At 49.0% G+C, this 20256-nt stretch carries 21 protein-coding genes and 1 riboswitch; of the genes, 10 read left to right on the plus strand and 11 right to left on the minus strand.

Annotation, left to right across the window (positions count from 1 at the left end; translation table 11 throughout):
* Positions 1-362: 362 nt before the first annotated feature.
* From AKN87_RS04435 to dapA, 3 genes are all read right to left on the minus strand, one after another.
* Positions 363-1238 carry a phosphoribosylaminoimidazolesuccinocarboxamide synthase gene (locus tag AKN87_RS04435; protein WP_053099835.1) on the minus strand — a complete coding sequence of 292 codons (876 nt, stop codon included), beginning with the start codon at positions 1236-1238 and terminating at the stop codon, positions 363-365.
* 84 nt (positions 1239-1322) lie between these two features.
* Positions 1323-2393: an outer membrane protein assembly factor BamC gene (bamC, locus tag AKN87_RS04440; protein WP_053102606.1), complete on the minus strand. Its 1071-nt coding sequence runs from the start codon at positions 2391-2393 to the stop codon at positions 1323-1325.
* A 30-nt stretch (positions 2394-2423) separates the two neighbouring features.
* On the minus strand, positions 2424-3302 hold the full coding sequence (gene dapA / locus AKN87_RS04445; RefSeq protein ID WP_053102607.1) for a 4-hydroxy-tetrahydrodipicolinate synthase: 879 nt from the start codon (positions 3300-3302) through the stop codon (positions 2424-2426).
* A gap of 195 nt (positions 3303-3497) precedes the next feature.
* Between dapA and AKN87_RS04450 the strand changes: the two genes are divergently transcribed.
* Entirely contained in the window at positions 3498-4058 is a 561-nt protein-coding gene (locus AKN87_RS04450; protein WP_053099838.1) for a glycine cleavage system protein R, read from the plus strand.
* Between the two features lie 23 nt (positions 4059-4081).
* Entirely contained in the window at positions 4082-4558 is a 477-nt protein-coding gene (locus tag AKN87_RS04455) for a peroxiredoxin (protein WP_053099839.1), read from the plus strand.
* An 8-nt stretch (positions 4559-4566) separates the two neighbouring features.
* Here the strand turns inward: AKN87_RS04455 and AKN87_RS04460 are convergent, their stop codons facing one another.
* On the minus strand, positions 4567-4806 hold the full coding sequence (locus AKN87_RS04460; protein ID WP_053099840.1) for a sulfurtransferase TusA family protein: 240 nt from the start codon (positions 4804-4806) through the stop codon (positions 4567-4569).
* Positions 4807-5043: 237 nt separating this feature from the next.
* On the opposite strand from AKN87_RS04460, the gene AKN87_RS04465 reads away from it, so the two are divergent.
* A complete protein-coding gene (locus AKN87_RS04465) occupies positions 5044-6480 on the plus strand; it encodes a M48 family metalloprotease (protein ID WP_053102608.1) in 1437 nt (478 codons plus the stop codon).
* Here AKN87_RS04465 and AKN87_RS04470 read toward each other — a convergent pair.
* Entirely contained in the window at positions 6461-7504 is a 1044-nt protein-coding gene (locus tag AKN87_RS04470) for a YeiH family protein (RefSeq protein WP_053102609.1), read from the minus strand. The genes AKN87_RS04465 and AKN87_RS04470 overlap by 20 nt on opposite strands.
* A gap of 162 nt (positions 7505-7666) precedes the next feature.
* Here AKN87_RS04470 and AKN87_RS04475 point away from each other — a divergent pair, with 162 nt between their 5' ends.
* From AKN87_RS04475 to AKN87_RS04485, 3 genes are all read left to right on the plus strand, one after another.
* Positions 7667-8875 (plus strand): multidrug effflux MFS transporter, encoded by a 1209-nt coding sequence (locus AKN87_RS04475; RefSeq protein ID WP_053102610.1) that lies wholly within the window; start codon positions 7667-7669, stop codon positions 8873-8875.
* A 385-nt stretch (positions 8876-9260) separates the two neighbouring features.
* On the plus strand, positions 9261-9962 hold the full coding sequence (locus AKN87_RS04480; RefSeq protein WP_080995576.1) for an endonuclease: 702 nt from the start codon (positions 9261-9263) through the stop codon (positions 9960-9962).
* Between the two features lie 37 nt (positions 9963-9999).
* The gene (locus AKN87_RS04485) at positions 10000-10962 is read left to right on the plus strand and encodes a DUF523 and DUF1722 domain-containing protein (protein WP_053102612.1); all 963 of its coding nucleotides are present in this window, start codon (positions 10000-10002) and stop codon (positions 10960-10962) included.
* Between the two features lie 16 nt (positions 10963-10978).
* On the opposite strand, the gene trhA is transcribed toward AKN87_RS04485, so the two are convergent.
* From trhA to cls, 3 genes are all read right to left on the minus strand, one after another.
* A complete protein-coding gene (trhA, locus tag AKN87_RS04490) occupies positions 10979-11596 on the minus strand; it encodes a PAQR family membrane homeostasis protein TrhA (RefSeq protein ID WP_053099846.1) in 618 nt (205 codons plus the stop codon).
* A 2-nt stretch (positions 11597-11598) separates the two neighbouring features.
* Positions 11599-12258, minus strand: coding sequence for an FABP family protein (locus tag AKN87_RS04495; RefSeq protein ID WP_053102613.1), 660 nt, complete (start codon positions 12256-12258; stop codon positions 11599-11601).
* Between the two features lie 117 nt (positions 12259-12375).
* Positions 12376-13806, minus strand: coding sequence for a cardiolipin synthase (cls, locus tag AKN87_RS04500; protein WP_053102614.1), 1431 nt, complete (start codon positions 13804-13806; stop codon positions 12376-12378).
* Positions 13807-13976: 170 nt separating this feature from the next.
* On the opposite strand from cls, the gene AKN87_RS04505 reads away from it, so the two are divergent.
* A complete protein-coding gene (locus tag AKN87_RS04505; protein ID WP_053102615.1) occupies positions 13977-14399 on the plus strand; it encodes a carboxymuconolactone decarboxylase family protein in 423 nt (140 codons plus the stop codon).
* Between the two features lie 88 nt (positions 14400-14487).
* Here the strand turns inward: AKN87_RS04505 and AKN87_RS04510 are convergent, their stop codons facing one another.
* The 3 genes from AKN87_RS04510 to AKN87_RS04520 all read right to left on the minus strand — a co-directional run bounded on the left by AKN87_RS04510 (position 14488) and on the right by AKN87_RS04520 (position 16842).
* Positions 14488-15870: an NAD(P)-binding domain-containing protein gene (locus AKN87_RS04510; RefSeq protein ID WP_231692617.1), complete on the minus strand. Its 1383-nt coding sequence runs from the start codon at positions 15868-15870 to the stop codon at positions 14488-14490.
* Positions 15871-15973: 103 nt separating this feature from the next.
* Complete coding sequence (locus AKN87_RS04515; RefSeq protein WP_053102617.1) at positions 15974-16435, minus strand: GNAT family N-acetyltransferase; 462 nt, start codon at positions 16433-16435, stop codon at positions 15974-15976.
* A gap of 47 nt (positions 16436-16482) precedes the next feature.
* Positions 16483-16842: a hypothetical protein gene (locus AKN87_RS04520; protein WP_053102618.1), complete on the minus strand. Its 360-nt coding sequence runs from the start codon at positions 16840-16842 to the stop codon at positions 16483-16485.
* 216 nt (positions 16843-17058) lie between these two features.
* On the opposite strand from AKN87_RS04520, the gene cbiB reads away from it, so the two are divergent.
* The 3 genes from cbiB to AKN87_RS04535 all read left to right on the plus strand — a co-directional run bounded on the left by cbiB (position 17059) and on the right by AKN87_RS04535 (position 20255).
* Positions 17059-18006 (plus strand): adenosylcobinamide-phosphate synthase CbiB, encoded by a 948-nt coding sequence (gene cbiB / locus AKN87_RS04525; RefSeq protein WP_053102619.1) that lies wholly within the window; start codon positions 17059-17061, stop codon positions 18004-18006.
* Position 18007: 1 nt separating this feature from the next.
* Positions 18008-19027, plus strand: coding sequence for a threonine-phosphate decarboxylase CobD (cobD, locus tag AKN87_RS04530; protein ID WP_053102620.1), 1020 nt, complete (start codon positions 18008-18010; stop codon positions 19025-19027).
* A gap of 28 nt (positions 19028-19055) precedes the next feature.
* Positions 19056-19199, plus strand: a riboswitch (cobalamin riboswitch).
* Positions 19200-19328: 129 nt separating this feature from the next.
* Positions 19329-20255, plus strand: coding sequence for a cobalamin-binding protein (locus AKN87_RS04535; protein WP_080995503.1), 927 nt, complete (start codon positions 19329-19331; stop codon positions 20253-20255).
* Position 20256 lies beyond the last annotated feature (1 nt).

The following is a 20256-nucleotide window of genomic DNA, read 5'->3' on the forward strand; positions in this document are numbered from 1 at the left end:
AGCTCGCACCTTACCCACACCTTAATTGAAAAAAAGCACGCTAAGCGTGGCTTAATCAGGGCTAGAAAAACAATCCACACATTCTGTGGATAACTCTGTTTATATCAGTTTAAGAAATTGCTACAACCCACTAAACATGCTGCCTCTCTACAAATTGTTGTTTTTTTCACCAGAAAATATTTCTTTAATTTTCAATAACTTACAACGAGTAGTGAGTCAACTCAATTCCACCCAAGGGCAAAAAAGGTTTTTTAGTTGTCAAGTCTTTATGTTAATAACTTAGAAAATAAACAGGTAAAAAATGCAATTTTTGACTTGCTTCTTTACCTGTTTTTGTTTAGCTAACAAATACAGCAAGCAACTTAGCAGTCACCGAATAAACGCAAGGCTGCTTCACGGTATTTTTCTGCGGTCTTAGTGATCACTTCCTGTGGAATAATCGGCGCAGGTGCTTGTTTGTTCCAGCCACTGGCTTCTAACCAATCACGCACAAACTGCTTATCAAAACTTGGCGGATTAGTGCCTTCTTGATAGCTCTCTTGCGGCCAAAAACGGCTCGAATCAGGCGTTAACACCTCATCCATCAAGGTTAAATTACCCGCTTCATCCAAACCAAATTCAAACTTGGTATCGGCAATAATAATGCCCCGACTGGCTGCATATTCAACCGCCGCCTTATACAGCTGAATAGACACATCACGCACTTGCTCGGCCAGTTGCTCACCAATAATGGCTTGGCACTGAGCAAAGGAAATGTTCTCGTCGTGATCACCTACTTCAGCCTTGGTTGAAGGAGTAAAAATGGGCTCAGGTAATTTAGCCGCCTCTTTTAAACCCGCTGGCAAAGCAATACCGCACACCGTGCCATGCTGCTGATACTCTTTCCAACCGGAACCGACTAAGTAACCACGAACAATAGCTTCAACCGCCACTGGTTTTAAGCGCTTAGCCACTACCGAGCGCCCTTCAACTAAAGGTAATTCTTCAGCGCTCACCACATCAGCTACCTGATCCCCAGTAAAATGATTAGGAATCAGGTCTTTTAGTTTTTCAAACCAGAAGTTAGAAATACTGGTTAAAATTTTGCCCTTGTCCGGGATCGGCTGTTCTAAAATCACATCGAAGGCCGAAAGACGATCACTGGCCACCATCAGCATGCGCTGCTGGTCAATCTCATACAGATCACGAACTTTTCCGGAATATAGTTTTTTTAAGCTTAAAGCGTTTGCATCAGTCATCGCTTGCTTAGCTCCACACTGGGTACAGAATAAAAATAAAACAGGCGAAACCGTGGTTTCGCCTGGATAAACAATCGGCCTAGTTTAACTTAAACTGGCTTTTAAACGCTGTAAGATCGACTTCGCTTTGACCTCTGTTGCAGGCTCTGCACCATCCATCACCCGCACTTCAACTTGACGCCCCATCGGCTGCAACTGAATTTGATACAGCTCGGGTTTTACTTTAGCGGGATCTTTCGTGAAGGTGCGCTTAAACCAGCCTCGTTTTTGCGTTTTAGGCGCAACGGCTAAATTAATCTCATACTGACTAGCGCTGCGATTAAGGTCTTCAATGGCAATATTGGCTTGCTCTAAAGCACGCCCAACACTCGACCAAGCTCGATCAAAGCTGGTATCTAAGACTAAAACTGGCAGACCATTGACCTCGCTCAAATTAACCTTATCTGGCGTATCAAACTGACGATTCGCTGCCAATAAGGAAACACTTTGCTGCTGATCTTGGTTCTGCACTAAATAGGTACGCAGTGCATCCAGCAATGTTTTCTCAAAAGAGCCATGGGTTGTTTCAACAGAGGCATTTCCCTCAAGTTGGCGCAGCTGCGGCTCTAGAAAAATCTCACTGGTGTTACGTTGCACACCTGGCTCAATCCGTACTAGCACCTGAGCTTGCATCTGCGCAGCGGCCTCGCCAAAGCGTGCAGCCAAAGGCGCTGAAGTATTCGCCAAGGTTTGCCACTCGGTAACAAACTGTCCAACCTGAGGCGACTCAGACTGAATCCTAAAGCCCTGGGCCATAAAATAACCCATCACGTTGGACCATACCTGCGCTGGAATTTGCTGAGCCACAATCCACTGCGACTGCCCACTCTGATGCAAGCTGTAGTCATCCACCATTTTTTTCTCAGTGGCGACGCCTGCCCGTGGGACAGCAAACTCTGTTTGCTCAATATTACTGACATGTGTGGGAATCGGCATCAAAGGATCTAAACGCTTGGTTTGTACCCCTTGTGGTAGCTGCATTGGCGAGCCCTGATCGGCCTGCAAATAATCACTGCCACGATCACGAAAATAACCTTTATCGCCACCAATCCAACTGCAGCCACTTAAGGCGGCAAGCGAAAGAGCAATCAGGGTAAAACTTGGCAACTGTTTCATGCTGTTAACCTTTAGTAAACGCATTACAAATTAGGCTATCAGTTTGCACTGACGCAAAGTGGCCACTAAAGGCGCACGTAAAGCTTCGCTCAGTGGCGTTAAAGGTAAACGAATACCGGTATTAATCAGCCCCATTTCATGTAAGGCCCACTTCACCGGAATGGGGTTAGCTTCAACAAACATCGCGTTATGCAGCGGCATTAAGGCATCATTTAAAGCCCGTGCTTCTTCAGCTTTACCCTCTAAAGCCAGACGGCACAGCTCTGCCATGGCTTTTGGCGCAACGTTAGCGGTAACTGAAATATTACCTTTACCACCGAGCAAAATTAGCTCCGCAGCCGTGGCATCATCGCCCGACAACACAATAAAATCAGCGTCCACTAAATCGAGTACTTGCTGGGCGCGCTCAAGGCAGCCAGTGGCTTCTTTGATTCCAATAATATTCGAAATTTTAGACAGCCGAGCTACTGTTTCCGGCAACATGTCGCACACCGTACGACCCGGTACGTTATACAGAATTTGTGGAATATCTACCGCTTCAGCAATGTGCTTGAAGTGCTGATACAGGCCTTCTTGGGTTGGCTTATTGTAATAAGGCGTCACTAATAAGCAGGCATCAGCCCCGACTTTTTTTGCATTCTGGGTCAGTGCCACCGCCTCACGGGTGCAGTTAGCACCGGTTCCGGCAATTACCGGAATACGGCCATTGACTTGCTCAACCACACGGCGAATAACTTCTACGTGCTCTTCAACATTGAGGGTTGCAGACTCACCAGAGGTACCTACAGCCACCAGTGCGTTAGTGCCTTCGGCCAAATGGAAGTCGACCAGCTTGGTCAGCGCCTGCCAATCCAAATTGCCCTGCTCGTCCATTGGTGTGACTAACGCCACCATACTGCCTGAAATCATGCAACTGCTCCTGCTAGGATAGAAAAACGAAATACCGCTAATGGTACTAATCAGCCTTATTTAGCACAAGCATTCTGCTATTAAAGCCTAAGTTTTGTGCAATTTAACTGGCTTTTTTCATTCTTTTAGATTTTATGCGTATATTAGGCTCTGACATTTAACGCGCACTGTTACTTTCGATTGTAGGAAGCCTGTATGAAAACCCCTTATTCTCCACGCAATCAGTATTTAGTGATTAGTGCCATTGGCCAAAATCCGATTGAGCTGACCAACGCGCTGTGCCGCGCCTGCTTAGAAAGCCGCTGCTCGGTTGTCAATAGTCGCCTAACCCGCCATGAACAACACAGCGCCTTAGTGGTGCAAGCAGGAGGCAGCTGGGATGCGTTAGCGCGGCTTGAAGTCAGCCTGCCTAATATTGCCAAACGGGAAAATATTCACCTAACGGTGGTGCGCACTGAGCAACAAGACAGCACCGAGCAAGCGTTACCCTACATTGTTTATGTGAACGCGCTGTATCGACCCGATATTTTGGCGGAGCTCTGTCAGTTTTTTAGCGATCAGCAAATCAATCTAGAAAATATCGCCTATGAGTCATATATCGCGCCGCAAACTCAAACCATGATGCTTAACGCAACCATTACCGTGACCTTGCCGATCACTGCGCAAATTAGTTGGATTCGTGACCAGTTTTTAGACTTTGCCGACTCGCTTAATTTGGATGCGCTGATTGAGCCTTGGCGCCCTCAGTTAATTTAATCATGCTTGAAAGGAGAATCGATATGAGCCTTGAATTGCAAAAAGCCGTACCTAATTTTATTGCCCAAGCGACCGCCGATACTCAGGTAGAACTTGCTCAACTACAAGGTAAACAGGTTGTGATTTACTTTTACCCAAAAGACAACACGCCAGGTTGTACCACCGAAGGCCAAGAGTTTCGAGATGCCTACCCTGAGTTTCAAGCGGCTAACACGGTGGTGTTTGGTGTTTCACGGGACAGCTTACGCACCCACGAAAACTTTAAAGCCAAACATGGTTTTCCATTTGAACTTATTAGCGATCCCGAAGAAACCCTTTGCCAGCAATTTGCGGTCATTAAGCTTAAAAAGCTCTATGGCAAAGAGTACCTTGGCATAGAGCGCAGCACCTTTTTAATCGATGCCAACGGCGTATTGCAACACGAGTGGCGTAAAGTCAAAGTAAAAGGCCACGTCGCTGAAGTTCTCGCCGCAGCCCAACAGCTTAATCAAGCCTCCTAATCCTTTGACTAAGCCTTAGCTAACCAGTAGCTGAATACGCCGTCCTGTTGCTGCTGGTTAACTAAGCGATGCCCTGCCAACTTAGCAAAACTCACCACATCGCGCTGTGAGCCGGCATCGGTGGCCAGTAATTGAATAACTTCACCGGAAGCCAACTGATTTAACCCCAGCTTTAATTTGAGTAGCGGTAACGGGCAAGCCAATCCCGTAGCATCCACTACCTGCACTGCATTAAATTGATTATTCATCTTGTTCTTCTGTCTATTGTTGTTCTGGTTAAAGTTGGGCATTTTTATAGCATACGCTGTTGAAGATACAAGCTTTATCGAACTAAGCAGGTGAGTTCAAGGTCTGGCTTAGCGCTTTCAGGGCAATGACTGAACCGCTACTAAACAAACCGAGTAATAACGCCAGGACTAGCTGCCAGTCTCAGCCAGTTAAGCTACACTCAATACCTCTTTGATTGACCATTAAGGACTGACTCCATGGGGCTACTTCGCGTCTCTTTACTGTCTTTATCACTGCTCTGGGCACTGCCAAGCACTGCCTACGAGCTGCCGGCTTTAGGTGATGCAAGCTCTGCGCTTATTTCACCCGAGCAAGAGCACCGCCTAGGCCGAGCTTGGTTAAGCATTCTGCGTGGACAAGTCAAACAGCTGTCAGATCCTTTAATTAAGCACTACGTTGAAACCAGCGTGGCGCGTCTAGCAGAAACCAGTCAGTTAAGAGATCGGCGCTTAGAGTTTATTTTATTAGCCAGCCCCGAACTAAATGCCTTTGCCGCTCCTGGCGGTATTATCGGAGTCAATGCCGGGTTAATTCTAAACGCCCAAACTGAAGCAGAATATATTTCAGTTATGGCCCACGAACTGGCGCACTTATCCCAACGCCATTTTGCCCGTGGTCTCGAAGCACAAAAGAAAATGCAAGTACCGATGATGGCTGCCATGTTAGCCGGTATTGTCGCCGCTGCAGCAGGCGGCGGCGCAGACTTAACCATGGCTGCAATTGCTGGCTCGCAAGCTGCTGCTTTTCAGGAGCGCCAGCGTTTCTCGCGGCAAAATGAGCAAGAAGCCGACCGCATTGGGCTAGCTAATATGGAAAAAGCTGGTTTTGATCCAAGAGCCATGCCACAAATGTTTGAGCGCCTGACTCGCCAGTATCGTTACGATAAGATGCCACCTGAGTTTTTACTGACTCACCCCATCACCGAGTCACGCATTGCCGATACTCGCAACCGCGCCGAACGCGCTGCACCACACGGCAAAGTCGATAGCCTAACCTATCAGTTATTACGGGCGCGCCTCCAGCTTACCTTTGAAGAGACCCCAGGAATTGCGCTCAAGCGTTTTCGGGCGCAATTACAAGAGCAACCCAATAATGACGTAGCGCGCTATGGCTTAGCGCTGGCGCAAATCCGCGCCCAAGCGCTCAAGGACGCGCAACAAAATCTCGACTTACTGATCAACAGCGCCCCGCAAAATAGCATTTATCAACTGGCTTATGTCGATTTAGAAATCAGCCTAAAACGCTACACAGCTGCAGAGCAGCGCTTGAAGCGCTTATTACAACAGCAGCCTGAATACTTTCCAGCCCAGCAAGTACTGGCCAACTTTTACTTACAGCAAGGCCGCGCTCAAGACGCCGAAAACCTACTGAATAAGTTGGTCCGCAAACGCCCTTATGATCCCGATATTTGGTTTCAGCTCGCTGAAGTTCAGGGACTAACCAATAATATTATTGGTTTGCACCAAGCTCGCGCTGAATACTTTGCTTTGGTTGGTGAGTATCAGCAGGCCTACGAGCAACTGATTTATGCCAAACAACGTGCGGCGAATAACTACCCCTTAGCCGCTAAAATTGATGCCAGACACCGCGCGCTACAAGAAGAAGAGCGCAGCATTAAAGAATTACTGAACTAGCCAGCGCACCTAGCAGCATCAGCTGCAAGGTTAAGGCGGCGGCTAGTAATAACGGTTTAATTCCGGCCTGCTTAAGGTCGCGCCAACGGGTTCCTAAACCTAAAGCGGCCATGGCAGTGGCAAGTAATAAATCATCCAGCCAATAGGCCCATTTAGCTTGCGCTAGCGACAATGGAAACCAGGTATTTAGCAGCATGCAGGCGATAAAGCCAAAGACAAAGACAGGCATGGGCACCTGTACTTTTTCGCTGCTAGTGACCCCAGCGCCTGCGTGACGGCGTAGCCACCACCAACCTAGCAATAAAATAAAGGGCGCCAGCAACAACACACGAATTAACTTACTCACCAAAGCAGCTTGGGCTGTGGCCTCTGGCAAAGCAGTGCCAATCGCTACTACCTGTGCCACCTCATGCACCGTTGCTCCAATAAAAATGCCAAAGGCGTGATCATCAGCAAAAAAGCCGAGCTGTAGCTGATACAACCACGGGTACAGCAGCATACTCAGGGTGCCAAAAATCACCACGCAAGCCACGGCAATCGCCACCTGATTATCTTTCGCTTTAACCATACCGCTGCAGGCCAACACCGCCGCAGCACCACACACTGCGTGACCACTGCCAATCAGCAAGGCATCAACCGTTGATAAACGCAGTAGTTTGGTCCCCAGCCAAATCGCTAACACAATGGTGCTCAGCATCATCAGCGCATCCACCACTAGCGCCCCAACGCCTACCTGCAGCACCTCGCTTAAGGATAAGCGCAAGCCAAATAAAGCCACGCCAATCCGTAATAAACGTTGCTTACTAAAGTTTAGTCCAGGGGCTAGCTGAGCATGCCAGTGATTAGGTAATGCATTACCCAGCAGCATCCCCAACATAACAGCTACCGTTAACACACCTAACCCATGCGCGGCTAACACTGGCCATTGACTCAGCAGTGATGCAGCGATGGCTAATGCCCCTGCGAATAGAATGCCGCTGAGCATTGACCCTTTTGCCCAAACTGCTGTCACTTTAACCCCCATTTCGTGCTTCTGTTATGCCATGTTGGCAGTATCTTATATCGATCCAAGCGGCATATTACCTGAGGAACTATCGAAGTGACATTTTGCTATCGATAAATAGCTAAACGGGTTAACCTAGCAACAATTAAGAATGATTCACATTTAAACCATCTGAGAGATTCAATGACCCACGTCAGACCCCCTATTCGCCTCAATTGGCAACTCATTATTTTATTGGCATCGCTCAGTGCCATTGTCGCTACCGCCATTGATATGTACTTACCGGCATTTCCTGCGGTTGGCGATAGCTTTAATATTTCTGCTGGCCAAGTACAACAAACACTGACGGTGTTTTTAATTGGCCTAGGTGTCGGTCAAGGCCTGTATGGCCCTTTACTGGATCGCTTTGGGCGTAAGCTGCCACTGCTTCTAGGCATTAGTATTTTTACCCTAAGCTCGGTATTTGCTGCGACCACCGATAGTTTTGAAGGTTTACTGCTAGCCCGTTTCTTTCAAGCCATCGGCGCTGCGGCTGGCGCGGTGACGCCCCGGGCAGTGGTAGCCGATACCTGTGATGTGCAAGACTCAGCACGAATTTTTTCGATGCTGATGCAAGTAATGATGATCGCTCCCATTACAGCCCCCTTAATTGGTGGCATGATTTTACGCTTTGGTGAGTGGCACAGTATTTTCTGGACCTTAGCCGCCGTTGGGGTAATTTGCTTAACCTTCAGCTGGCGCTTACTGCCGGAAACCTTGGCCCCGGAAAATCGTTTACCCTTAGCTTTCTCAAAGGTTTTGAAAAGTTATGGCGAGCTACTGGGCAATCCAAGATTTTTACTCTTTACCTTAGCCACTGGCGGCACCTTAGGTGCACTTTTTAGCTATATCAGTAATTCGCCTTTTGTTTTTATTAGCCACTTTAATTTCACTCCCGAGCAATTTAGTTACTTATTTGCTGCCAACGCTGGCGTGATGATTGTGATCAGCCAAATTAACCTGCGCTTACTTAAGGTCATGCAGGTGCATCGTATTTTTTACCTAGGCATTGGTTTATTTATCGCGCTTGCCATTAGCTTAACGGCCACTGCTCTTCTGAGCGAAATCTCAGCGCTAAGCTACGCCCTGCTGCTCGGCTTAGCTATGGCCATGCTGGGCTTAGTCACAGGTAACCTTACTGCTCTAACGATGGCCCAAGCCCAGCAACATGCCGGAATTGCTTCTTCTTTAATGGGTATGATGCAGTTTGTGATTGCAGGGATAGTCGGGCTGATTGTGAGCTTATTCCCCCAAACCTTAAGCACCCTGCCGATCGCCCTAACCGCCTGCGGCAGCGTGGCCTTAATGCTCAGTAAAGCAGCGCTTAGCTTTTCTTCTACCCGAGCAAATTAAAGCGATCGATCTTGGCTAAGGGCTCGAGTCAGTTGTGAGCCCTTAGCTAAGGGCTTATTTCTTATGGCTTTTTTAGCCTCAATCAGTAAAATACGGCGCGCACGGAAGCACTTAATGATTTTACCTCGAGGCTTTCGTGAACCAAATTTTCCAACTGTTAAAAGATTTAGTCACCGGCAGTGGCTTGCCACGTCCAATTAACTACCTGTATCAAGCGGCCTTGATCGGTCTTTTGACGCTTGCACTGCTGATTCAACCTAATTTTTCAAATTCGCAGTGGCTACAAACTGCGCTGCATTATGCACACTGGCTTGAGCCGTACTTTCCAGAACTGGCGGAATATTTACCACGGACAACAACAGCCCCCTCTAAGCCAACCCCAAGTATTCAACCAGGCAGTTACCCAGACTTTCCAGGGAATAAAGCGCCCCATCAACTGAGCAGTTTTGCCCAAGCCAAAAATCAAGCATGGAAAATCTACGCGGTTAACCCCTTCAATCCAGCACAACCGGTGAAAGACTTTTACTGTGGCTGCGATATCCATGGCAACCGTTTGGACTTAAAGTCCTGCGGTTACGTGCCACGCAAAAATGCCAACCGAGCGCAACGGGTTGAGTGGGAACATATCGTGCCGGCCTGGACCATCGGCCATCAACGGCAATGCTGGCAAGATGGGGGACGTAAAAACTGTGCCGCAAATGACCCAGTATTTCGCGTAGCTGAAGCGGATCTACATAACTTGGTACCGGTGGTGGGTGAGGTTAACGGTGATCGCAGTAATTTTGTCTTAACCGAGTGGCGGGAAGCCCCTAGTCAGTATGGTCGCTGTGAGTTCGTGGTGGATTTTAAACAGCGCAAAGCCATGCCACCTGAACATACCCGCGGCGCCATTGCCAGGTCTTATTTATATATGGCCGATACCTATCAGCTGCGTTTATCCAAGTCTGATCGGCGCATCTATGAAATCTGGCATAAAAAATACCCCGTTAACGCTTGGGAAAAGTGGCGAAATCAAGCCAATGCTTGTGTGCAAAAAAATGCCAACCCCTATGTTGGCCCTGTTGATTTACGCCGTTGCGAGTCCTAATCTAGGGCTTTCTTTACTTACCAACTAGGCCATTGTGATGCCGGCTCAGCCACCCAATCCACGTATTTCGTTAGCCATTAGCAGCTGCTTAACTGGCGCTAAGGTGCGCTATAACGCGGCGCATAAGTACAGTGCGCTGTGTATGGAACACTTGCAGCCATGGATTGAGTGGTTGCCTCTTTGCCCAGAAATGGCCATCGGGTTAGGCACGCCACGTCCACCGATTCAACAGCAACAACCCAGCGCCAAGGCCATTACCGCCTTAGATGTAGTCAACGTCCAGACACCCAGCATTAGCCATGGCGTAGCCATTCAGCACTATGCGCAGCAGGTGGCCCAACAGCTTCAACAGCACGCGGTGGCCGGCTATGTATTGATGCAAAAATCGCCTTCTTGCGCTCTCAGCTCTAGCACCATCTTTTATCCTCAAGGCCAACTGTCTGCGCAACCTGGATTTTTTATCCGTTGCCTACAACAACACCTGCCTTTACTGCCAATGATTGAGCAACAACAGCTAGCGCAGCCAGAATTGCGACTGCACTTTTTCTATCGGGTACAGTGTTATTACCAATGGCAGCAATTAATCCAACAACCACTGCAACCTGCAGCGCTCTATCACTTTCATAGCTGCTACAAATATCTGCTGATGGCGCGGGATCCTGCCTGTTATAAACGGCTTGGCCAACAACTGGCAATGGCCGCTAAACAACCACTGAGCGGGGAGTTTTTAGCACACTATATTCACCAGCTGCTACAAGCCTTGGCTTTACCCGCCCAACGGGGGCGTGAATATAACGCGCTGCTGCATATTAAAGGTTACTTAAAGCAACTCACAGCCAGCGAGACACAACAGCTTGATACAGCGCTGAGCGCCTTTCAGCAGCAACAGCAAACACTACCTCAGGTGCTGCTGTTGTTTCAGCAGCTATTGGCTCGCTACCCACAACCCTACCTCCAGCAACAGGTGCTGCTGTTTCCCTGGCTGCCGCTACTTAGTTAGCTACACAATAAAGCCACTAGAGCACATAAACAAAGATGCTAATAAACTGCATGATGCTGCCGGCTAAAACAAATAAGTGCCAAATGCCATGTCCATGCTGAATTTTTTCATCTAGAACAAAGAAAACCACCCCCAAACTATAGGTCACTCCGCCGGCCACTAGCCACGCTAAACCCGCCACGGGCATGGCTGCAACCAAAGGTTTTAAAGCAATCACAATTAACCAGCCCATTACTAAATAAATAATGAGCGATAGCACGCGGGTTCGCTTTCCTAACCAGAACTCTTGAATAATGCCGATCACAGCAAGGCTCCAGTTAATCCCAAACAAGGTCCAGCCCCAGGCTCCTTCTAAGGTAATCAAGGTAAAGGGGGTGTAACTACCCGCAATTAACAGATAAATCGCACAGTGATCCAGTTTTTGAAAAATCTGTTTCAGCCGCCCACTGACCGAGTGATACAGCGTTGAAGTGGTGTAGAGAGTCACTAAGCTGCCACCATAAACACTGGCACTGACTATTTCTTTCACTGCGCCCTGCCAGGCACTACTAATCACCAAACATACACAACCAATCAGCGCCAGCACCGCCCCGACACAATGACTGATGGCATTAAAGCGCTCACCGTAATACATGGTTAACCTCCGGTCTCTGTCGCCGCTTGCTGCGCTGCATAAGCGGTTGGATTTAAGCTCGGCTCAGCAATTTTATACAAGTGATTATGATCCGTATGGGCAAAAGGCTCGGCTTGTCCAGGAATAATCAAGGTCGTTTCTTGACGGTAAGACCAGCTGCCATCAGCATGGGTTTGTACTTCAATTACATAGCGCTCAGTCCGAAAGGCATGCTCTAAAAATGGATTAGAAGAAATTCCATTGGTTAACGAGCCGCGCACCGCCTCTAAACGAAACTCTCGCGCCTGCGCATGGGTTTGCCCTACCGCCATCGCGGTTTGCCCACGGGGAATGGTTAAGGTTTGAATAATACTGCCGCTAGCCGGCTCCCACAGCCAATAGCCCACCTGATCATGAAAGGTTTCGTTGTCATCGGGTTTAAAAATACGAGTGTGATAGCGCAGACCGTAATACAGTTGCGGGCCATTGGTTTGCCCATCAATTGGCTGTAACTCGATTTGCTCAATAAATGCTTGATGCTCGGCGCCTTGTGCTTTGGGATTTACATCCATCCCCAATTGGCCTTGCCAAATACCGGCCATAGCACGTAAAGGACCAAGGTTGGCTAAGGTGTCGCTGTCTGGCTGGGGTTCGGTATAGATATCTTTGGGAAATTTCTGCATACATCTCACCTGTTTTGATTCGCCTCTTCTGCAGTTACCACTCATGCAGTCACGCGTACCCTATTAGGGTATACCTATCGCCCACCACTGCTAAGCATTTTGCCAAAATAGCTGCGCTTATAACACCGGACCAATAGTGGCAATCACGTTATGCCATACCCGCCGCTTATAGCTCCAACTTAATACTTGCTCCAGCGCCACTGGCTCTGAATCTGCTATATAGGTTAACTGACGCTGTTCAATGGCTTGGGTGAGCGGTGCATCATAGAGCAAGATATTGTTCTCATAGTTCAAGTCAAAACTACGTAAATCCAAGTTAGACGAACCAATTAAACTGACCTTATCATCCACAGTTAATGTTTTGGCGTGCAATAACCCTGGCCCATGCTCGTAAATTAAACACCCTGCTTCCAGCAAGCGGTGGTAATAACTGCGACTGGCAGCAGCAACAATCCAGCTGTCATTTTGCTTGGGAAAAATTAGTTTAACCTTAACCCCGCGATGCGCTGCTGCACATAAGGCTTCAATCGTGGTGGTATCGGGCACAAAGTAGGGAGTGGATAAAATGATGCTGCGCTCGGCGCTGGCAAACAAATTAGTAAACAACTGTGGAGTGGCACCGCGCCGTTCGGTGGGGCCGCTGCCCATCACCTGCGCCGCAAAACCTGACGCGTAATGGGTAGCTTGCAAAGGAATCAACTCTAAGGGCTCTTGGGTGGCCTGCATCCAATCACTGGCAAATAACAACTGATTTTGCGCCACTATCGGCCCTTCAAAGCGGAACATAATATCCACCCACGGCCCGTATTGCTGTTTCACTAAAAATTCAGGGTCTGCCGCATTTTGGCTGCCACAATAGGTAATCTTGCAATCAATCACGGTAATTTTACGGTGGTTGCGCAGATCAATACGGCTGGCAAATAAAGTGCGCACTAAGTTGCTATAGGGCAACGCCACTACTGCTTGCACTCCTGCCTGTTGCATCTGCCACCATAAGCCTGAGCCAATCAACGCCCGTGACCCCATGCCATCAGCCAGTGCGCGGCACTTGACGCCGCGCCGCGCCGCGCGCATTAACGCTTCCGCAATTGCGGTGCCGGTATGATCATTTAGCCAGATGTAATACAACACATGCACGTGATCAGTGGCCGCATCAATATCGGCAATCATTTGCTGCAAGGTCGCAGCGCTATCACTAAATAAGTGCGCTCGGTTTCCGCCCTGGGTATGAAAACCATTAATTGAGCCGGCATAGTGAAAGGCTGGGCGATACACCCGCTCAACCAGTTGTTCTACCTGTTCTGGCTGGCCCATAAAAGCCGCAGCTTTACGCTGAATTTCGGCAAAAATTTGATCGTGACGCTTTTTTGCATGCTTACCAATATCCACCTCACCAAATAGAAAGTAAATCATACTCCCCAAGTACGGCAGCACGTTCAGCACAATAAACCAGGCCAGACGCCCCGAAGGCTGCAGATCATCACGTAATAAAATCCGCAAGGTAAACGACAGCACCAAGAGTGCATGCAGTATAAAAATAATCGACATCAACCCACCTAGTAACTGCCTTAAGCGTGAAATAATCGCAAATAGTAAAGCTCTGAGTAAAATTATCCAGTCACAATGCCCCTGCTTTTACTCGATGACTACAAAATGCCGACTAATTTAGGTACCTTGCCCTTAACCTATCGTCATTTCATTAAAAAGGAAACTAACCTATGTCCCATGACCTGTACCAAAAAGGCATCCGTAAGATTCAAGAGCTGACCAATTCACCAGATGATGACCCTACTGGCTTTATGGATATTGGTGAGGCCTTTAGTGATATTGCCCCCGATCTGAAAAATTATGTGGTCGAGTACGCCTTCGGTGGCATTTACTCGCGCCCTGGGCTAGATAATAAACAAAAGGTCTTAACCACTATTACCGCGCTTGTGGCACAAGGCAAACCACAAATTGCGATGCACATTAAAACCGGCTTAAGCGTTGGCTTAACTGGCGAAGAAATTGTGGGCTGCATTATGCACCTGATTCCTTACGTGGGTTTTCCCAGCGTAATTAATGCGCTAAGCGTCACCCAGCAAGTCTTTAACGAGCAAGGCATCAGTGTCGACACCTCTGCAGTCACTGCAGCCAAGTAAGTTTTTAACACTACACAAAAAAGCCCCAACAGCGGATCGCTATTGGGGCTTTATTTTAGCTAAGTGAAATCAGACTATTATTTTATCTTTAGCCATTACTGGCACGCTTTTGCGGCTTAGTTAGGGTCAGATTTAAAAAATGCTCTAGGGAGTCATCCAAAATCTCTAGCCACGGCTGTGGTAGCTCTGGGGCTAAGGTATTGGTTAACGTTGAGCGATAGGATTTTTCACGAAAGCCCATAATGTTGTGCTTTTTATCGTGCTGCCACTGCTTAAAAATCTCGGCCTGCTTTTCTACCGCAAATTCTGGATAATCAGTAGGTTGCGTCAGATCACGAATGTATTTAGCCTGAAAATCAATTTCTTGATCGGCATTTTGTAACTGCTCACACTCCGCCAGCCACTTTTGCTCGTCTGCTTCACGCTCAGCAAGCGCTGGTAAAGGCAACTTACCTAGCATTACATCGCGCGCATACCACGCTTGAGCGTCAAACATATTAAAGGTGAAGTATTGATCCTGCATCCCCAGATAAATTAGCTGGGGATTTGGCTGCCAGAAAATACCCTTATATAAGTTAGCAGGATACAAACAGTTATGGGTTTGTAAGCGTAACTCATCCGGTAAAAACGGGAAATGAAACATATACCCCGTACACATAATCACTGCATCAAAGCGCTGGCTGGTTCCATCTGCAAAGTAGGCAATATCATCTTCAAAGCGTGTAATGAGCGGTACTTCTTTAATTGATTCTGGCCACGCATAACCCAGTGGCTTGCTGCGATAACTAATGGTGATCGAGTTAGCGCCGTATTTATAGCACTGGGTACCAATATCTTCGGCAGAAAAACTGCCACCGACCAATAGAATATCTTGGTCTTTAAACTCTAAGGCATCACGAAAATCATGGGCATGCATTACCCGCCCAGTAAACTCTTCTAAACCTTCAAAGTACGGCATATTTGGGGTTGAAAAATGCCCAGTCGCTACCACCACATAATCAAACTCATCGGTTTCTTGCTCACCGGTTTTATGGTTCATCACGGTGACGGTAAACTTTTTTGTGTCCTCATCAAAGGTCACCCAGCGTACAGGACACTCAAAGCGGATGTACTTGCGGATCTCTTGTTGGTTAATCCGCCCCATGATGTAGTCTTTCAACACTTCCCGCGGTGGGTAGGAAGGAATTGGCTCGCCAAAGTGCTCTTCAAACGAATAGTCAGCAAACTCTAAACATTCTTTGGGACCATTTGACCACAGATAACGATACATACTGCCATGCACTGGCTCACCATTACGGTCTAACCCCGTACGCCAGGTGTAATTCCACATGCCACCAATATCGTTTTGCTTTTCATAGCAGATAATTTCTGGAAGATTTTTTACACCGGCTAAACGCGCCGCTTCAAAGGCACGTAACTGAGCTAATCCACTAGGGCCGGCACCTAAAATTGCAATTTTTTTATTAGTCAAAACTTTCTCCATCAGTTAATCAACTGATGATTATAGCATTTTTCGAAAATTGACGTTTTTACTGCAAATTAGCCGCTTCTTTACCACTTTTCGCTATTGTGTTTCACTGCAATTGACAGACCAAATACAGCTGATCAAAGTGCTGGATGCCCTGTTCAAACACAGGCTCTGCATAGTGCTCTAGAAAAAAGTTCTTTCTAATTTGTTCAACCCTAAATCCCTGACGCTGGTAAAAGCCAAGCTGATAACCAAAGCAACCGGTAGCCACTGCGAGCTGCTGTGCTCCTTGCTGGCGATAGTAATCCAGCAGCCAGCGCAATAATAAACTGCCATAACCTTGCTGCTGAGCCTCAGGCTGTACAGCAATCGCCATGATTTCATACTTACTGTCGCCCATGGGCTGAACTAAGGCTGCTCCCAGCAGTTGCTGTTCTAGCTGCAAACTAATGCCTTGGCAGGCGGGTAAATAACGCTGAATTTGCTTAGGCTCTGGGTCGGCCAGCAGCAATAACTCCAGCGGTAAATACTGGGCAGGACAAAGGCTAATCACTGGTAATGAGGACATAGCTGATGCTCGCTTGGCTAAAACCAAGCAGTGTACCTTAGCCGCACTTAGCGCTGCATGCTAAACAATTCATCACCCACCACCATCTTGTATTCACTGTGCAGGGTTTGATCATCTAGCTTTAGCTCTCGGCTCAAAATCACTGCTTGTGGTCGATAGGCATATAAATAACCATAGCTGCTGCAAGTGAGGCTCTGGCCATCTTCAAACAAGATGGTGCGGCCTTTTTTACAGCCTTTAAACGCACTGTCTTGGCTGCCATCGGTATCTACCCAGCCTTTAATTTGCTTACGCTCAACAATCTGGTAGCCGGTGAGTTCGCCTAAAGTATCCACTAACTCTGCTTGGGCCTGCAGACTGAATAAACCTAAGCCTATACCTAGCCCTACCATCCAACGCTTGTTCATTCACTACCCACCTAGTTTCTCTAAATCACCAGTTGTATGGAGGGACAAGCGCTGTATTAGTTCAAAGATACCCACTAACCATTTGATTTATAATAAAATTATTCAACCCAAAAGAAACCAACAGCAGTTAGGCACATGGGGATTTCGTATCTATTCAGCGCACAGCAGCCGAATCAGGTAGGATTTAGCTCTTTTACCACTGAGTGAACTAGGATAGTGGCCGCTGTGTTTGCGATTTTTCTCACCTGCGCTATAGCGCTGCTGCTGGATCTACTGTTAGGCGAGCCGAAAAAGTGGCACCCGCTGGTGGGTTTTGGCCGCCTTGCCCACGCCCTTGAATCGCGCCTTAATCTTGAGCGTTACTCTGCCAAGCAGCGTCTAGTACGCGGCGGTATAGCGCTACTCCTGCTCACATTACCGGTACTGGCCGGATTAATTTTTCTAAGTGCTCAGCTCAGTGGATTCTGGCTAATGGCACTCAACTCGCTGATCCTTTGGTTGGCTATTGCTTTACGCAGTTTGCGTGAGCATGGCCTTGCCGTTGCTGTGCCTTTACAAAATAATGATCTGGCCCAAGCCCAGCAGCAAGTTAGCCGTATTGTCAGTCGTCAAACCAGCGCGCTAGATCAACCGGCAGTGGCAGCCGCAGCCACCGAGTCAATCTTAGAAAATGGCGCCGATGCCGTCTTTGCTAGCTTGTTTTGGTTTATTGTCGCTGGGGCCCCCGGAGTGGTGCTGCACCGCCTGGTCAACACCCTAGATGCGATGTGGGGTTACCGTACGCCACGATTTTTATACTTTGGCCGCTGCGCAGCACGCCTTGATGATCTACTCGGTTGGCTCCCGGCTCGCCTAACGGCCCTCACCTATTGCCTGCTTGGTCAGCGACGCAGCGCCTGGCACTGCTGGCAACAACAAGCCAAACAGTGGGATAGTCCAAATGCTGGCCCCGTCATGGCCAGCGGTGCGGGAGCGCTGCAGGTTCGGCTGGGCGGTCCGGCCCCTTACTTCGGAGGCATCAAGCAGCGCCCATGGTTAGGTACCCAACAGCCAGCCAGCGCGGCCAGCATTTATGCGGCCATTACCTTGATCCGGCGCGGCACTTGGCTGTGGCTGGCAGTCCTAGCTGGCCTATGCCTGCTGAGTACACTGGGAGGGAGCTAAGATGTTGCTCAAACACGGTGGTAGCCTCAATGCTGCAGTTAAACGCTGGGGCATTGCCCGCGAACACTGGCTGGATCTTTCCACTGGAATTAATCCCCATGGCTGGCCGGTGCCGAAGATTCCTGCTGCAATCTGGCAGCGATTACCTGAAGCCGATGATGGACTCGCAGCGCTCGTTCGCCAGCAGCTGCAGCTACCGCAAGCAGCAGGCTGTGAACTCTTAGCGGGTAGTCAGGCAGCCATCATGAATTTACCTCGCCTACGGCCCCGCTGCCGAGTAGGCGTGCCGCGCATCGGCTATCAAGAACATGCCTGGCAATGGCAACAAGCCGGCCACACAATTGTGTGGCTAGATAATGCGCTGTTTAGCGCAGAGGCGGCAGAGGAGACGACCTGGCTTGAGCAGCTGGATGTCTTAATTTGGATTAATCCCAATAACCCAACCGGACAACGCGTACCCACCCAGCGTTTATTACAGTGGTTACAATGCTTACAACAACGCAATGGCTGGCTGATTGTCGACGAGGCGTTTATCGATGCCACGCCCGAACATAGCCTATGCCCACAGGCCGATGCTACGGGGCTGCTGATTTTACGCTCGCTGGGTAAATTTTATGGGCTTGCTGGCGTGCGCGCTGGTGCCATTGTCGGTGACCCAGCTATTTTAGCCGAACTGCCTTCACTGCTCGGCCCTTGGACCCTCAGCGGCCCCAGCCGCTATTTAATGGCGCGCGCCTTGTCTGATCAGCGCTGGCAACAGCAGATGCGCCAACTCCTTGCCAAAGACAGCCAACGCTTACGGCAGTTACTGCAACAACATGGCCATTCAGTACTCGGGGGGTGCGCGCTATTTCAAACCATTCACTGCCCACAACCACAGCACTTAGCCGATGCCTTGGCTGCCCAAGGGATTTTAGTGCGCCAGTTTGGTCAGCAGCAGTTAGTCCGCTTTGGCCTGCCTGCCAACAGCTCAGATTGGCAGCGCTTAGCCAAGGCGCTGGCCGACTACTCAGCAAATTAACGATTGACCCTCGCCAGTGCCCTTGTTAGCCTGCGCCAGGTTTTCAGGTGTTGCCTAAATTCGGTGTTGGGCAATGAAACTGGGAAGCTGGTGCAAGTCCAGCACTGCCCCCGCAACGGTAACTAAGCCTCGCTTTAGTAGTCCGGAGACCGACCTGTTAACACACCAAACGCTGCGGTGGGCAGTCGCGGTGGCACGACTGCGCTTAGCAGCCAGTTTGCTGCTGGCCAATCAGCCCTGCCGCCCGTCTTAACCTGCGCAGTGATGCAGCTACCTTGCTGCCCCATACTGCGGAGTTCCTATGCGCTGGCTGTCTTTACTGTTTAGCTGTTGTTTGCTGAGTCTGTTTGGCTCAAATTCGCTGCTGGTGATCGCGGCTGAGCGTTGCGTAACCGACGATGCCCAGCAAACGTTGTGTTTAACTGCTCCTGCCCAACGCATAGCTACCCTCTCTCCGGGCGCCACCGAGTTAATGTTTGCTGCGGGTGCAGGTGACTTGGTAATTGCTGGCGTTAATCACAGCGACTATCCGCCAGCCGCACAAAAACTGCCGTTGGTTGGCAATCATACGCGGATTGATCTTGAAGCCTTGCTAGCCCTACAGCCTGATTTAATTATCACCTGGGTAAGCGGTAACCCGCCGGCGCAAATCAGTCGCCTGCAAGCTCTGGGCCTACCTATTTTTAGTATTGAGCCGCGCACCTTTGAAGGGGTGTCCAGCGCCATTGAACGCCTGTCGGTATTAGCTGGGACCGAACCCGCAGGTTTTGCTGAAGCCGAGCGCTTTCGCCAAGCCATGCAGCAACTAGCAGAGCAGTATCAAGCAGCTACGCCGGTTAGTGTGTTTTATCAAGTCTGGGAAACGCCCTTAATGACCATCAATAATCAGCACCTAATTGGCAAGGTATTAAAGCTCTGTGGCGGTGAGAATCTATTTGCCGATCAGCCGCGCCTAGTGCCACGCATTAGCCCAGAAGCAGTGCTGGAGAAAAACCCACAGGTGATTATTACCGGCGCCGTTGAGCAACTGCCGGCCAACCAACTGAATCATTGGCAGCGCTACCCTAAACTACGCGCGGTTGCTGAGCATAATCTGTTATATACCCCGGCCTCGCCAATTTCTCGGCCTACGCCTCGATTAGTAGAGGCAGCGCGCGATATTTGTCAGCAATTAGATCAGGTGCGTAGCAAAACCCATGCTCCCACCCACTCAGCCACTGGACACTAAC

Source organism: Thiopseudomonas alkaliphila (genome assembly GCF_001267175.1).
GTDB lineage: Bacteria > Pseudomonadota > Gammaproteobacteria > Pseudomonadales > Pseudomonadaceae > Oblitimonas > Oblitimonas alkaliphila.